The organism is Leptolyngbya sp. AS-A5 (assembly GCF_039962495.1).
In the GTDB taxonomy this organism is placed as follows: domain Bacteria; phylum Cyanobacteriota; class Cyanobacteriia; order Leptolyngbyales; family Leptolyngbyaceae; genus Leptolyngbya.
In genome coordinates this window covers 192,599-208,016 of record NZ_JAMPLL010000001.1, presented here as the reverse complement: position 1 = coordinate 208,016, position 15,418 = coordinate 192,599, and the positions used below count along the sequence as shown (strand labels likewise).

Here is a 15,418-nt window from a genome sequence, read left to right as displayed (position 1 = left end):
TAGCTGCTTAATGATAATTTATGTCATTTGCTTGATACGACTAGCATAATTTTTCAAGCAGTTAATAGTATTTTTAGCGTTTGTGAAGAGCGGTTCTTCTGGGGCTGTGCTCTGCGCTGATTGTAGTTTCGCCTCTAGTGTTCATCCCGGAGAGGCTGTTTCATCATGACAAATTGTTATCCCGTTCCTATGATTTCGTGTGAGGAGAGATGTTGAAAGCGCAGTCATTTACTTGTTTGGGTGTTGCAGGTCTAGCATCGGTTTTGATGGCTCAGTCGGTTTGGGCTGAGGCTACACAAATTACAGCCGTGCAAGTCAAACCAACATCTAACGGGATTGAACTCTTTTTAGAGAGCACAAGCAGCCAACCACTCCAAGTGTTTACAACCCGCGATCGTCAAACATTGATCGCAGACATTGCTAACGCGCAATTGTCGAAGAGTAAAGCGTTTCGCCAAGATAACCCAGCCGATGGAATCGCTAGTATCGCCGTAACACCTTTCGGTGCCAACACGGTGCGAGTCACGATCGTCGGCAAAGCAGGGCTGCCTTCCGCCCAAGTTGTTCAAAATACGCAAAGACTCGTTCTCAGTGTCACTGCTTCTTCCACGGCTGCCACAACACCCCTCTCTCCCTCTGAACTAACCCTCAACTCAGCGCAGACAAACTCTAACTCAGCCACTCAACCCGCTCAGCCAGAGCAATCTGCCGATGGTGAGGAAAAGGTAAGTCAGTCTACTTCATCTGCGCCTGCTGGATCAGTCACTCAATCAGAGGAAGAATCTGCTGATGAAGAAGAGGTTGTGGTCACTGGGGATCAAGAGTCAGGATATCGTGCTCCCAGTGCTGCGACGGCAACCAGAACAGATACTCCCCTACGAGACATTCCTCAGTCAATTCAAGTCATACCCCGGCAGGTGATTCAGGATCAGCAGGTCACTCGTATTGGGGACGCAGTACGCAATGTCAGTGGTGTGACTGTGCTGCAAGGATATGGTGGCTCGACCGATAGATACACAATTCGGGGTTTAGAGGCTTCGAGTAACTTAAGAAACGGGTTTAGAGATGACGGGTTTCTCGCTTTTACTGATCCTGCCAACATCGAACGGATCGAAGTGCTCAAAGGGCCAGCCTCAGTTCTGTATGGACAGTTTGAGCCAGGCGGCGTGGTGAACTATGTCACGAAAAAACCATTGAGTAATCCCTATTATTCCGGTGAGTTAAGGATTGGTAGCTACAACTTCTACCGTCCGTCGATCGATGTTTCGGGTCCCCTAACTCCAGATAAATCGGTTTTATATCGCTTAAATCTTGCCTACGAAAACGCAGGTAGTTTTCGCGACTTTGTCAACAATGAAGTTTTTGTCGCAGCTCCAGTCTTGACGTTCAAGCTCGGTAATGCCACAAATTTGGCTTTAGAGTACGAATATATCAAGATAGATCGAACCTTTGATCGCGGCTTTCCTTCCGAACCAGAGATTTTTAGGCTTCCGATTCGTCGATTTTTGGGAGAACCGAGCGACAGGTATCGCTTGACAGCGAACAAGCCCAGCTTGACTTTAGAGCATCAGTTTAGCCCAAACCTACGATTAAGAAGTGCATTCACGGCTCAAATCTTTGATGCCGATCGTTCTAATGCCCAAGCTCGCACGTTTCGACTGCAACCCGATCGTGAAACCTTGCGACGCAGATACACAGTTTCTGAAGAGAAAGCCGAAGATTTTGGGCTGCAAACCGATTTGATTAGCAACTTCAATACTGGCTCTGTTAGACATGAGTTGCTAGCAGGAATTGAATTGAGCCGCAACACCTATGATGCTGTGTTGCGGCGTACCGAGTTTACTCCGATTAACATCTTCAATCCGGTTTACGGTTCTCCGATTCCGACTGATCTCGACACTGTATTTGATAACGATCGACGTAGCGACACACTTGGGATTTATTTACAGGATCAAATCGCGCTACGTCCCAATCTCAAACTGCTTGTTGGTGGTCGCCTCGATCTGATTGATTTCGAGAATGAAGACCGATTGATCGATACGACTTCTAGCCGTAACTACACCGCATTCTCGCCTCGCGTTGGAATTGTATATCAGCCGATCGAGCCCGTGTCGCTGTACGCCAGTTTTAGCCAATCGTTTAAACCGAATGCTCTGGCAGTAACAAGCAATGGAGGGTTGCTTGAACCCGAACGAGGAACGCAGTACGAAGTTGGGGTGAAAAGTGAGCTATTAGGCGGTAGGCTTTCTGCTACTCTTGCGGCTTACAGTATTACGAAAACCAATGTCGCCACGACGGATCCCAATGATATTGATTTCTCGATCGCAGCGGGTGAAATTAAAAGTCGAGGCATCGAGCTAGATGTGGTCGGAAGACTCGCTCCGGGTTGGAATGTGATTGCTTCCTATGCCTATAATGATGCGTTTGTCAGCAAAGATAATAGTTTGCCTGTAGGGAGCAGATTGGTCAACGCGCCCCAACATAGTGCAAGCTTGTGGACAACCTATGAAATTCAAAGCGGCAGCCTGAAGGGATTAGGGTTCGGTGGCGGCATCTTTTTCGTGGGTGATCGCGAAGCCGAATTGCCGAACACGATCGAGCTGCCTTCGTTTGTGCGAGGCGATGCCACTATATTTTACCGACGGAATAACTACCGCGCGGCAATCAACTTCAAAAATCTCTTCGGCACTCGATACTATGAAGCTCAAGGCTCTTTAGTGTATCCGGGCTCGCCTTTTACCGTAGTCGGTTCTCTCTCCGTCGAATTCTAAGGATGGGTTCTCATGATGAACAGCTTCTTTTGTGCCGAGGAGTCCCAGGGCGCGGGTGAGGATTTAATTGGCTCTGCTGTAGCTGCTGAAATCTACGTTCTTATAGAGTGTCCTCCGCCTTGGTCAGCGAATGCTTTTGATTCCAAACAAGTTCCCACCAATTTGCGAACTTTGGTTCAAGAACTGAAGCAAGATCAACGGTTGATTAGACCGTTGCTGATTTACCGCGATCGATCAAAGCAAGAACACCGCACCAGCGTCCTGATTTTTCGTCAGCAAGCAGGGCTTTCAGAAGGGTATAGCAAGCAAGAGTTCCAGGTTTCTAGCCTTGACGCAGTAGCGCCGCTGGTAACAGAAGTTTTGTCTAACGGAGACGTGCACGATGAACCTGTAGCAATCCAAACTAAGGACATTCTCGTTTGCACACATGGCAGTTACGATAAATGCTGTGCGAAGTATGGTCAGTCGTTTTATCGCCAAGCGATCTCGACTGTTGCTGGTTTGGCACTCAATTCGGAAGTGCGACTTTGGCAAGCGAGTCATATCGGCGGACATCGCTTTGCGCCCACCGCGATCGCGTTTCCGGATGGCAGATACTACGGCAGGCTCAATCAAGAAACGCTGACGGCAATTCTGACGCGGAGTGGTGATATCCAATACTTCAACCAAGTTTACCGAGGTTGGGGCGTACTTCCTTGGGCCGCGCAAGTGGTAGAGCGGGAATTGCTGCTGAAACACGGGTGGGAGTGGTTTGACTATCAAGTAACGGGTCGAGTCATTGATCACAACGAAGACGAAAGCCATAATCGGGTTGAACTAACGTTTGCAAGACTCGATGGCCCCGAAGGGGGAACTGCTTCGCAGCACAGCTTAGAAACGTATCAAGCGGATGTGATTGAAAATGCGAGTCAAGCATTGCAGTTGCGGGGTAGCTGTGGCAGCACAGACACCTACAAGATGTCGCAATATACGGTTCAAAATCTCGTCAGGCTTTCCTACTCAAACATCGGTTGAAGGAATCAAATTAGATGCGAACAATGCTGCGATCGTGGTCAAATGCCTCTCTGTTAAAGAAGCAACAATACTTAATTCCCCCAATTCTTCTAAACAAGAAATGTTCGGAGATCACGGGGCGCTTAAGTCTAGCCACACGATCGCTGCTTCTTCCTTTGATCGTTTTGCTGTTGTTAGCCTGCAATTCAGCGAATAGCAATAAGCCTAATGCTCCCACTGCCTCAACGCCCTGTCGAACTGTAGAACACGGCATGGGCCAAACTTGCGTTCCACTCAATCCAAAACGGGTGGTTGTTCTCACCAACCTGGATAATGTTTTAGCGTTGGGAGTCAAACCCGTCGGAGCATCCACGCTTGGTAATGGTAAGTTTATCAACTATCTTGCTGATCAAACCCAAGGCATCGAGAGTGTCGGAACTTATAGCCAACCTAACTTAGAAAAAATTCTTCTGCTGAAGCCGGATCTGATTTTGGGAACCACTTGGGATAGTAAAGAGACCTACGATAAACTCTCTCGAATTGCACCGACGGTTTTTGTGCAAACCGATGACAACCGCTTGTGGAAAACCTGGCTGAAAAAAGAAGCAGAAGCGCTAGGAAAAACGCTAGAAGCAGAAAAGCTTTTGCAGAACTACGAACAACGAGTGCAAACCTTAAAGCGATCAATGGGCGATCGCTCGCCTAACCCCCAAATCTCTGTCGTCAATTTCTGGCAAAACAACGTTCGCATCTACATGAAGCAGTCTTTCAGCGGACTGATTTTGCAAGAAGTGGGGTTGCCCCGTCCTCCAGATCAGAATAAAGACAAACTATGGGAACGCGTGTCGTTAGAGTTGATTCCTCAAATGAACGGAGATGTCATATTCTTGCTCCTGGGCGATCACAATGAGTCAAACCTAACGCAGTTTAAACAGCATCCGCTGTGGTCGCGGTTGAAGCCTGTCAAACAGAACAAAGTGTATGAGGTTGATAGCTACATCTGGATTGCTGGATGGGGAGTTATTGCGGCAAATCGGGTGTTAGATGATCTGTTTCAACATTTAGTCGAGCAAAAAAATGCAATAGCGCTGGAGAGCAAGTAGTGATCCCTGCTATTCTTCAATCGCTGCCTGCCGGTCAAACTCAACAAGTTCACTTTGTTGATTGCCAACTTTGGAGCCGTATCGAAGGATCGATCGCTGCTGAACTCATTCTGAAGCAAGTGATCGAGCTTCTGCTCCCTGCTCGATCACTGCTGCCTACCGCACAAACTGAATCCTAGCCGTTACATCACGATGCGTACTTTTCTTATCATCTGGCTGGGTCAGCTTGTGTCTACGTTTGGTAGCCGCATGACCAGTTTTGCCATTCAGATTTGGGCATGGGAACTGACGGGACAAGCAACCGCCCTAGCATTAGTGGGATTCTTTTCTACTCTGCCCAGTATCTTGGTCATGTTTTTTGCAGGAATGATCATCGATCGCTGGAATCGCAAATGGCTATTAATTATTGGAGATGCTGTAGCGGCACTTTCGACGCTGACCATTCTGTGTCTGTTTCTCACCCACCAGTTGCAACTTTGGCAGATCTACATATTGGGCGCAATTGAAGGAATTTTTGTCGAAATTCAAACGCTGGCTCACTCGGCTTCGATCTCGTTATTGGTTCCCAAATCCCAGTATGGACGTGCCAGCAGTCTCAACGCTTCAATTCACTATGGAGCCATTATTCTCGCGCCTGCTTTGGCAGGTGCACTCTACGCCAAGATTGGTCTTGCAGGCATTGCGATGATTGATCTCATTGCTTTCGTCGTCGCGCTGGTGACAGTCCTGCCAGTGCAGATTCCTCAACTGGCACTCAGCCAAAACGATCATGAAACGGCAGCGACAATCTGGCATCGACTTGTGTTTGGCTTTCGCTACATTGTCGCTCGTCCTGGCTTACGGGCGATCGTTGTCTTAATGTCCCTGTTTTGGTTAGCTCACGATTTAGGAGGCGCTGTTTATGCCCCGCTGATTCTGGCGCGCACCGGAAATGATGCTCAGATCCTTGGCACGATTGCGTCTGCGGCAGGCTTGGGCGGGATGACTAGCGCGTTAATTTTAAGCACTTGGGGAGGACCAAAAAGCCACATTCATGGAGTACTTTTGGGAATGGTCGGGGCAGGCTTGAGCAAAACAATTTTTGGTCTAGCTCGCATGCCGTTGGTCTGGTACCCTGCTCAATTCTGTTCTTCGCTAAATTTTCCGCTGCTCACCAGTTCTGAACAAGCCATTTGGCTTGCAAAAGTGAACCCCGATGTTCAAGGGCGGGTTCTCGCAACCCGATCTCTGATTTTGCAGATCATTTCCGCAAGCGCGATGCTGATAGCTGGGCCGTTGGTTGATCGTATATTTGAGCCGATAATGATGTCTAACAATGGTCTAACCTTTATTTTTGGGAACATCGTCGGCACTGGGCGGGGCGCAGGAGTGACGCTTTTCTATGGCATTACCTCGCTAGGACTCATTCTGGTCGGCTTAGGTGGGTATGCTTTTTCCACGCTGCGTCACGTTGAGCGCATGCTACCCCATCATGATGCAACTCCAAGCGAGTGAAACTAAAGACCTGCACTGAGCAGGCTACGTTGCACACTGAACTAGAGTAATCAGAACTGATAGCAGAAGCTATGGATTAGACGGCTCTGCTGACGGAGGATCCGCAGGCGGTGCCATCTCTGCAGGAGCAGGCTCAGGCGGTGGGGCCTCAATGGGCGGAGTTGTGACTGGCGCGGATTCGGGCGAGGGCGCGACAGGGGGTGCCTCTGTTGGGGCAGGTTCAGGGGGTGTAGCGGGGACAGGTTCGGGCGAGGGCGCGATAGGGACAGGTGGCACACTTAGCGAGGGTTGCTTCGGCTGCGTTGCAGATGCAGGAGGTTGCTTGCGCTTCGCGTTGGATGCGCTCTTGATCCAAACGTTCCTATGCAGCGCGTTCTGCTTCTCGTGCGGCGCGGTCTTGTTCTTCTTGACTACGGCGATCGGCATTTTGACGCTGGAAATCGGAGCCTTCCTGTTCCGAAGTGACTCGAATACGTTGACTCTGGAAGCCACTTTCTGAGGCTTCGTATCTGCGCCGACGGATTGCTTCTTCAGCTTTGCGATCAATCTCTGGATTGCCGCTGGATTGTCTCAAGCGCACGTTGAACACATTGCCATCTTTATCGACATCGAAATCAAATCGTGCTGATCCTTCTGCACCGAGATATTCATCTAAGCTGCAGTTGTCTTCACAGCAGGGGCGATTACGACGCGATCGTCCGGGCTGATCTGAAGATTCTCGCGGTGGGGCTTGGCGCACTGTTCAGGATTCGTGCAGGAGACATCATGACCGCTTTCGCGCTCACCCTCCCGGAATGAAAATGGTAACGTCACCATAGCTGGTGAAGAGGTCGCATTGAAATTAGTGTCCTGAACCTGAGCAGGAAACTGACTGCGCCCGTTTTTGGTATCCCCCACTGTGCATTTCGCCGCCCGCGAAACAGCACGCAAAGCAGGATCTATCGTCGCAACCACGGGTGAATCAGCAAACTCTCACGCAATGGAGGAAAAGTCATGCAAGTCACCCATGTTCGATGTGCTGGAATCGATGCTCACAAAAAGACCATGATGGTGTGTTGCCTGAGTGTCGACGCAACGGGCAATCCCTGTCACGAAATTCGGACTTACACGACGACCACAAGCGATCTATTACGCCTGTGTGATTGGATGGCAAGTTTTGAGATTACGCATGTAGCGATGGAAAGCACGGGGGAATATTGGAAGCCCGTGTATAACTTGTTAGAGAGCAGCTTTGAGGTAATGGTGGTCAACTCCCAGCACTTTAAGCAAGTGCCCGGACGCAAAACCGATGTCAAAGATGCGGAATGGTTAGCCGAACTCCTGAGTTATGAACTAGTCAAAGGTAGTTTCATTCCACCGTTACCACAACGCGATCTACGCGACTTAACCCGACAACGGACCAACTGATTCGCGAACGTGCCAGCGTGATCAATCGCTTACAGAAAGTGCTGGAATGGGCAAATCTGAAGCTTGCCTCAGTGGTCAGTGATATTGGCGGAGTCTCAGTTCCCGCCATGCTCAAAGCAATCGTGGCGGGAACTGAAGACCCGCAAGCGTTAGCTGACCTTGCCAAAGAGCGAATGCGCTCAAAGCAAGCGGAGTTAGTCGAATCGCTGTCGGGTCGAGTCAGAGATCATCATCGTTTCTTGATCCAAACGCATCTCGCGCATCTAGGGTTTCTCGATGCTCAACTCAATCCGTTTGATACCCGAATTGAACAATTGATTGAGCAACACATGGTGGCAGGCAACGCTGCGGTTGCAACCTCAGAGACGGCAAGCCAGACCGAGACCCCCGATCTTCCCTTGGCATGGCAGCAAGCACTCCCGCTACTCGACTCGATTCCAGGCATTGCACGCCAAAGTGCCGAACTGCTGGCAGAAACTGGCAGTGATATGCGACGCTTTCCCAGTGCCGCACATCTATGTAAGTGGGCGGGCGTCTGTCCGGGCAATCATGAAAATGCGAGCAAACAAGCCTCTGGCAAAATTCCACCTGCCAATCGCTGGTTACGAAGCATCTTGGTGCAAATGGCAAATGCGGCGGTGTGCTGCAAATCCCCCCACTTTGCGGGAGTCTACCGCCGACTTGCCCCGCGCCATGGACATAAACGGGCTATCGTTGCGGTCGCCCATCGCCTGTTGATTGCGGTCTATCACATTCTCAAGCGCCACGAACCTTATCGCGATTGTCGGGCGACTACAACTGGGGCAACCTGCCCAATCACATCAGGTTCAAACCTTACAGGCTCAAATTGAGCGGTTGGGTTATCAAGTGCAGCTGACTTCCATTGATACCGCTCAACCATCAACTTAGTTCTCTATTTTCAAAGCAGGTCTAATGTAGTAACGGTGGTTAAAATACTGCTAACTCCGACATTGCCTCTGCAATCGATTTCTGTATGTATGCTCAGAAAAGGGCAATTAAGTGCGCCAAAGATCTGCAGTCACAAGGCACCTTAGAAAAGCTGGAAATTGAGCGGTGCTATTGGCAGCGGCAAGATGTTGGCTGGGCAATTGCCATATCCTAAGCACGATATAGGCTTCCTAAGAAGGTTGTAGTTGAGGATTTGCCAAACTGTTTCCTACAAAGGGCTTCAGGAATTGTTTAACTTCTTTATTGCAAAAGCCCATGTTTCCTATTTCAAAACCCAGCTTTTGGCAAAAAATTGTTTAACTTTATTTTTTAATAGGTCTGTGACTAAACGAAAAATCAGTGCTTTCAGTCGGCAAAACTATTTAACTTTTTTATTGTTCTACAGTTATGTTGACATAAGGGGGAGTGGGGTATTGTTCTTTTTAACTCCTACTCCCCACTCCTTCACAACTCAAACAGGATAGTTAAGTTACACTTGTACCTTGAACATCGATCGCTAAACTTTTCACTTGCACCCCAACTCCTAATCCCATCCAAGCCTTCTCCATCGCTGCATTGACCGCTTCAGCTTTTTCCTGATGCGCCAACGCCAACACCGTCGATCCCGCTCCACTGATCACCATGCCATAAGCGCCAACACTGATCGCCGCTGTTCTCACTGCGTCGTATCCTTTAATCAGCTTTTCCCGGTAAGGTTGGTGAATTTTATCCCGCAATGCTGCTTTCAACCAATCTGCATTTCCGGTTTCTAAGCCCCGAATCAATAGCCCCAAGTGAGACGCATTAAAAATCGCATCAGCGCGGCTATAAGTTGCAGGTAAAACACTACGAGCTTCGGCAGTTGATAGTTCAAAATCGGGAATGGCTACGATCGGTACAATGCTCGAATGCCAAGCTAAGTCACAAATTTCCCAGGCGCGATCGATGCCTGATGCCGCTAATCGACAGCCCCCAATTAACGCAGGCACGACGTTATCGGGATGTCCCTCGATCTCGGTCGCGAACTCTGCAAGTTCAAGCTGTGATAACGGTGATCCTGCGAGTTCGTTTGCTCCGACTAATCCGCCGACGATCGCAGTTGCCGAACTGCCCAATCCCCGCGCTAACGGTACCTCCATTTTGATATCGAGCTGGACGGCTGGAACGGGTTGATTGATACGATCGTAAAGCTTTGCAAATGCCTGATACACCAAATTACTCGAACCCAGCGAAACCCGCTTCGCTTCTGCTCCCGTTGCGGTAATTCTCAGTACAGAATCGGTGCGGGAAAACTGGAATTCGTTGTAGAGCGTTAACGCCGCTCCAAGACAATCGAACCCAGCACCGAGATTGGCAGTAGTCGCAGGAACACGGACAGTAACATTAGACATGAGCAGCGATCGCACTAAGAATTCAGTCCTTTATTGTAGGGGTAAGCGATCACAATGATTTAATAGAGAAGCATTTTGAATCTTGGCTATGACCCATTCGGAACCGATCGACAAAATAGAAGCGTTGCTGCAATCCTACGAGCGCTCCGGGGTGCATCTTGGCTTAGAGGCGAGTCTAAAGCTGTTAACAGACTTGGGAAACCCTCAAGCGCAAGTTCCTGTCGTTCATGTGGCAGGCAGCAATGGAAAAGGTTCGGTCTGTGCTTATCTCTCAACCATTCTGACCGAAGCAGGCTATAAAACGGGTCGCTACACTTCGCCGCACTTAATCGATTGGACAGAGCGAATTTGTATTAACAATCAACCGATCGATCCCACAGCACTCTATCAAACGTTGCTGAAGGTGCAGTCGAAAATTGATCCGGCTTGTTCTCCGACTCAGTTTGAAGTGATCACGGCGGCAATGTGGCTCTATTTTGCTGAACAAAAGGTAGACATTGCGATCATCGAAGTCGGCTTAGGCGGACGATTAGATGCCACCAATGTGATTGAGCATCCCTTAGTCAGCGTGATTGTTTCGATTAGTCGAGAACACTGGCAACGATTGGGATTTACGTTATCGAGCATTGCAGGTGAAAAAGCTGGAATTCTTAAACCTGAATGTCCTGCCGTGATCGGACAGCTACCCGATGAAGCGGCATTGGTGATCGATCGTCGAATTGCTGATCTCAATTGTCCCGCAGTTTATCCCGAACCCGCAAAGCTGATCGACGGCTGGGCGCATCAAGGCACACTCAAATATCAATTGCCGCTCCAAGGTGACATTCAATTGCACAATTCAGCCTTAGCGATCGCTGCGATTCAATTGCTCCGGCAGCAAAACTGGAATATTTCTGATAGTGCGATCGTCAATGGAATTAGCAACACAAAATGGGCAGGGCGGTTACAGTGGTATGAGTGGAAAGGGCATAAAATCCTGATTGATGGCGCACATAATCCAGCGAGTGCCGAAGCATTGAGACAATATGTTGATCAACTTAAACAAAGCTCAAACCACTCTCCAACCCACTGGGTCATGGGAATGTTATCCACAAAAGATCATGCTGATATCTTCAAAGCACTCTTACGATCGCAAGACTCCCTCTTTCTAGTTCCCGTTCCGGGTCATAGTTCGGCTGATCCCACGGAACTCGCCAATCTTGCCCAAGAAATTTGCCCCGGTTTGGAACATTGTCAAATTTATCCAGATGTCGCTACTGCCCTAGACAGCGCGATCGCCCACGCTGAGTTAGTCGTATTCTGTGGCTCACTCTATTTAATTGGTGACTTTTTCAAACAACAAAGAAATATCGCCTCCATCTTTGGATAGAAGTTTCTAGAGATCCGCAGTGTTAGGTTAATCAAAATGCCCCCATGCGGGTATTTTCTCCATTCTTGGTCTGCTCATGATGGACGATTCTTGCTCTCAAACCGATGATTTCTATGAAACGCGCCCTAATTCCGAGGGTGAGAGCCGTGCAGAAGCTTCTAAAGTAAAGCCAACTAATTCCCAAATCCTAGAGCGCCTTCACCAAACAGAAGCTGCTCTACAGGAAAGTGAAGCGCGATTTAAGCGATTTGTTCAAGGCAGTCAGGACGGATTTTGGGACTGGGATGTTGTACGTGATCGCTGGTACGTCTCCGATCGCTGGAAGCAACTGCGCGGAATTGCCCCCGATGCCACCATCGCAGATACTGTTACTACTTGGTACGAATCTACACATCCAGACGAGCGCGATCGCGTTTTAGACGGATTTCGGCACTATGTTGCTCAGGGATCAGGACAGTACAGCGAAGAATATCGGATCGTACAGCCAGACGGAACGATCGTTTGGGTGCTCGATCGGGGTCAGGCGACTTGGGATGAAACTGGACGTGCAATTCGAGTCACCGGATCACAAACGGATATCACAAAACTAAAACGCACAGAAGAAGCGTTAGAAGAAAGTCAGTTGATCTATAAAACGCTGGCGGACACAATGCCGCAAATGTTTTGGATCACACAAGGCAATGGCTATCACGATTACTTTAATCAACGCTGGTATGATTACACCGGAACAAAGCCGGGAGAAACTGACGGCGAGGGCTGGCAAACCTGCCTTCATCCGGAAGATGCTAAGAAAGCGGCTGTAACCTGGCAAGAATGCCTCAAAACGGGACAGCCTTATAACGTCGAGTATCGCCTCCGATGCGCCAAAACTGGAGAATATCGCTGGCATCTCGGCCAGGCGCTCCCCCTGCACGATTCAGACGGCGACATCGTCAGATGGTTTGGCTCTTGCACGGATATTCACGATCAGAAATTACTCATTGAAGAGCGAGACAACGCCTTAGAACGAGAACGCGCCGCCCGACTTGAACAAGAAAAAGCCAACCGTACCAAAGACGAATTTCTCGCCGTCGTCTCACACGAACTGCGATCGCCCCTCAATCCGATCTTGGGCTGGATCAGACTGCTCAGAACCCGAAAAATGGGAGAAGCTCAAACTCAGCAAGCCCTTGAAACGATCGAGCGCAACGCCAAGCTGCAATCCCAGCTGATCGAAGATCTGCTTGATGTGTCCAGAATTCTGCGTGGGAAATTGGCGCTGAAAATCACACCTGTCAATTTAGCCACGGTGATCGAATCGGCGATCGAAACCGTTCGCCTTTCTGCTCAAGCCAAAAATATTCAGATTCAAACCCGCGTCAACGCCAACCTCACTTATGTTTCCGGCGACTTTAATCGACTTCAACAAGTCGTCTGGAACCTGCTCTCGAATGCCGTAAAATTCACCCCCGACCACGGCACCATTACGATCGAGCTATGCGCCACCGACTCTACGATCGACATTAGGGTTCAGGACACCGGAAAAGGCATCGCACCCGAATTTTTACCGCACGTCTTCGAGCAATTTCGCCAAGCCGATAGCAGCATCACTCGGCAATTTGGCGGTTTAGGATTGGGTCTTGCGATCGTGCGTCATATTGTCGAGCGTCATCAGGGTCAAATCCGCGTCGAAAGTAGGGGCGAAAATCAAGGCGCAACCTTCATTGTGGAGCTACCGTTATTGAATACTCCTGTAAACTCTGCGATTGCCCCCCTGGATCACACCCCCGATGAGCAGTTAACCGGGCTATCGCTGCTGATTGTCGATGATGAAGCCGATGCCCGCGAACTGCTTGCCTTTTTGCTAGAGCAACAAGGTGCGATCGTCACGGCTACCAGTTCCGCCAAAGAAGCACAAGCGAAGCTAGCAAAGTTTCAGCCCGATCTTTTAATTAGCGACCTGGGAATGCCCGATGTCGATGGATTTCAACTGATTCGGCAACTCCGGGCAGAAGGTCGATCGATTCGAGCGATCGCCGTGACTGCCTATGCGCGGGAAGAAGATCGTCAAGCGGCCCTCGCGGCTGGATTTCAGGCGCACGTCACTAAGCCGATCGAACCTGCGGAACTGTTCAAGGCAATCCGGGCAGCCGTGCAGAAATAGCGGTGTCCCGACCAATCTTCGGTACAATCTGATCTGCACTGCTTGTGATTAGACCTATCCCTGATTAACCGCCATGATCCACGAAATTTTCATGCCCGCTCTCAGTTCCACGATGACCGAAGGAAAAATCGTGTCCTGGGTCAAATCTCCGGGCGACAAAGTTGAAAAAGGCGAAACCGTCGTGGTGGTGGAATCGGACAAAGCCGACATGGATGTCGAGTCGTTTTACGAAGGCTATCTCGCCACGATCGTCACCCAAGCAGGTGAATCCGCGCCCGTTGGCAGCGCGATCGCGCTGCTTGCTGAAACCGAAGCCGAAATCGAACTTGCCAAACAGCAAGCCGCCTCAGTTTCCGCTCCGGCTGCTGAGCCTGCGCCTGCGCCCGCACCTGTTGCTGTTGCCGCTTCGACCAACGGCAGCAGCACCGCCGCCAAAAACGGTAGAACGATCGCCTCTCCCCGCGCCCGCAAACTTGCCAAAGATCTCAAAGTTGATCTAGCGACGATCGCAGGTTCTGGGCCTCACGGTCGCATTGTCGCGGAAGATGTCGAATCTGCTGCTGGAAAAACTCCAACACCCGCAGCAACCGTTGCAAAACCCGCTGCTCCAGCTCCTACGATTTCTGCTCCTGCTCCGGTTGCCGCAGTCGCTCCTGCACCTCGTCCCGCACCCGCTCCAACACCTGCACAGCCCGGACAAATCCAGCCGATGACGACGCTGCAAGGTGCCGTTGTGCGAAGCATGATGGCAAGTCTGGAAGTTCCAGTTTTCCGCGTCGGCTACACCATTACGACAGATGCACTTGACAAGCTTTACAAGCAAGTGAAATCGAAAGGCGTAACGATGACTGCTCTATTGGCGAAAGCGGTTGCTGTAACGTTGCAAAAACATCCGCTGCTATATGCAAGCTACGTTGAAAATGGTATTCACTTTAATGGTTCGATTAATATTGCTGTTGCTGTTGCCATGGAAGATGGCGGATTAATCACACCGGTATTGAAGAATGCAAATCAGCAGGATCTCTACTCGCTGTCTCGCAGTTGGAAAGATTTGGTCGATCGTGCCCGCGCCAAACAACTCCAACCCGACGAATATAGCTCTGGAACCTTCACCATCTCAAACTTAGGGATGTTTGGAGTCGATACGTTCGATGCAATTTTGCCGCCGGGGCAGGGATCAATTCTGGCGATCGGAGCTTCCCGCGCCAATGTCGTCGCCACCGATGATGGAATGCTGGGCGTTCGTCGGCAAATGCAAGTCAACATTACTTGCGATCACCGAATTATTTACGGTGCTGATGCCGCAGCATTTCTGCGCGATTTAGCAAAACTGATTGAAACCGATGCTCAATCCTTGACGTTGTAGAACCCTTGATCGTTGGTCAAACCTCCAGGCTCTTTGAGAGCCTGGAGGTTTTTGCTTGGGACAAAACCGGAGCGATTGCAGCCGATACCCAATCAATTTGTTAATGCTACAGATCTTGCAAGCCCCCTAAATCCCCCACTCGTGGGGGATTTAGGGGGCTTGCAAGATCTGTAGGGATTAAAGATCAATTTGGTACGAGACAATTAGTCCGTGAACAACGCAGGTTAATTTTGCAGCTTACAGAATTATTCAAAAAATTCGCGGTAGACAAACTCCATTGAGTTGTTTTCCATGCAGCAATACAGAGAAAAATGAAGTTTTTGTAAGGCAACCGTAATAAAACGGAAAAGATTCAAACAGGTTTACAGGAAATTACGGGGGTAATGAAGATTTTTTGTGATTAAATTACCCTTGGCTGGCTCCATCGCCAAAG

At 49.6% G+C, this 15,418-nt stretch carries 13 protein-coding genes; 10 read left to right on the top strand and 3 right to left on the bottom strand.

Annotated elements, in window-relative coordinates; genetic code table 11:
- Positions 1–209: 209 nt before the first annotated feature.
- From NC980_RS01030 to NC980_RS01010, 5 genes are read left to right on the top strand one after another with little or no spacing between them, the layout of a single operon-like run.
- Positions 210–2,771: a TonB-dependent siderophore receptor gene (locus NC980_RS01030; protein ID WP_190378631.1), complete on the top strand. Its 2,562-nt coding sequence runs from the start codon at positions 210–212 to the stop codon at positions 2,769–2,771.
- A 12-nt stretch (positions 2,772–2,783) separates the two neighbouring features.
- The gene (locus tag NC980_RS01025) at positions 2,784–3,785 is read left to right on the top strand and encodes a sucrase ferredoxin (RefSeq protein ID WP_242027122.1); all 1,002 of its coding nucleotides are present in this window, start codon (positions 2,784–2,786) and stop codon (positions 3,783–3,785) included.
- A gap of 14 nt (positions 3,786–3,799) precedes the next feature.
- Positions 3,800–4,867 (top strand): iron-siderophore ABC transporter substrate-binding protein, encoded by a 1,068-nt coding sequence (locus NC980_RS01020; protein WP_199298667.1) that lies wholly within the window; start codon positions 3,800–3,802, stop codon positions 4,865–4,867.
- Positions 4,867–5,046 carry a hypothetical protein gene (locus tag NC980_RS01015; protein WP_190378630.1) on the top strand — a complete coding sequence of 60 codons (180 nt, stop codon included), beginning with the start codon at positions 4,867–4,869 and terminating at the stop codon, positions 5,044–5,046. Before NC980_RS01020 ends, NC980_RS01015 begins: the two co-directional genes overlap by 1 nt.
- Positions 5,047–5,059: 13 nt before the next feature.
- On the top strand, positions 5,060–6,361 hold the full coding sequence (locus tag NC980_RS01010; protein WP_190378629.1) for an MFS transporter: 1,302 nt from the start codon (positions 5,060–5,062) through the stop codon (positions 6,359–6,361).
- Positions 6,362–6,430: 69 nt separating this feature from the next.
- Here NC980_RS01010 and NC980_RS01005 read toward each other — a convergent pair whose 3' ends face one another.
- Together NC980_RS01005 and NC980_RS01000 are read right to left on the bottom strand one after the other, a co-directional pair.
- Positions 6,431–6,637, bottom strand: coding sequence for a hypothetical protein (locus NC980_RS01005; protein ID WP_190378628.1), 207 nt, complete (start codon positions 6,635–6,637; stop codon positions 6,431–6,433).
- 85 nt (positions 6,638–6,722) lie between these two features.
- A complete protein-coding gene (locus NC980_RS01000) occupies positions 6,723–7,100 on the bottom strand; it encodes a TonB family protein (RefSeq protein ID WP_190378627.1) in 378 nt (125 codons plus the stop codon).
- A gap of 254 nt (positions 7,101–7,354) precedes the next feature.
- Between NC980_RS01000 and NC980_RS00995 the strand changes: the two genes are divergently transcribed.
- Entirely contained in the window at positions 7,355–7,768 is a 414-nt protein-coding gene (locus NC980_RS00995) for a transposase (RefSeq protein WP_190378626.1), read from the top strand.
- A gap of 17 nt (positions 7,769–7,785) precedes the next feature.
- Positions 7,786–8,619 carry a transposase gene (locus tag NC980_RS00990; protein ID WP_190378625.1) on the top strand — a complete coding sequence of 278 codons (834 nt, stop codon included), beginning with the start codon at positions 7,786–7,788 and terminating at the stop codon, positions 8,617–8,619.
- Between the two features lie 582 nt (positions 8,620–9,201).
- Here the strand turns inward: NC980_RS00990 and thrB are convergent.
- On the bottom strand, positions 9,202–10,107 hold the full coding sequence (gene thrB, locus NC980_RS00985; protein ID WP_190378623.1) for a homoserine kinase: 906 nt from the start codon (positions 10,105–10,107) through the stop codon (positions 9,202–9,204).
- Positions 10,108–10,195: 88 nt separating this feature from the next.
- On the opposite strand from thrB, the gene NC980_RS00980 reads away from it, so the two are divergent.
- From NC980_RS00980 to NC980_RS00970, 3 genes are all read left to right on the top strand, one after another.
- Positions 10,196–11,476 carry a folylpolyglutamate synthase/dihydrofolate synthase family protein gene (locus tag NC980_RS00980; RefSeq protein ID WP_190378622.1) on the top strand — a complete coding sequence of 427 codons (1,281 nt, stop codon included), beginning with the start codon at positions 10,196–10,198 and terminating at the stop codon, positions 11,474–11,476.
- A 76-nt stretch (positions 11,477–11,552) separates the two neighbouring features.
- Entirely contained in the window at positions 11,553–13,619 is a 2,067-nt protein-coding gene (locus tag NC980_RS00975) for a PAS domain-containing protein (RefSeq protein ID WP_190378621.1), read from the top strand.
- A 73-nt stretch (positions 13,620–13,692) separates the two neighbouring features.
- A complete protein-coding gene (locus NC980_RS00970; RefSeq protein ID WP_190378620.1) occupies positions 13,693–14,985 on the top strand; it encodes a dihydrolipoamide acetyltransferase family protein in 1,293 nt (430 codons plus the stop codon).
- Positions 14,986–15,418: the final 433 nt, after the last annotated feature.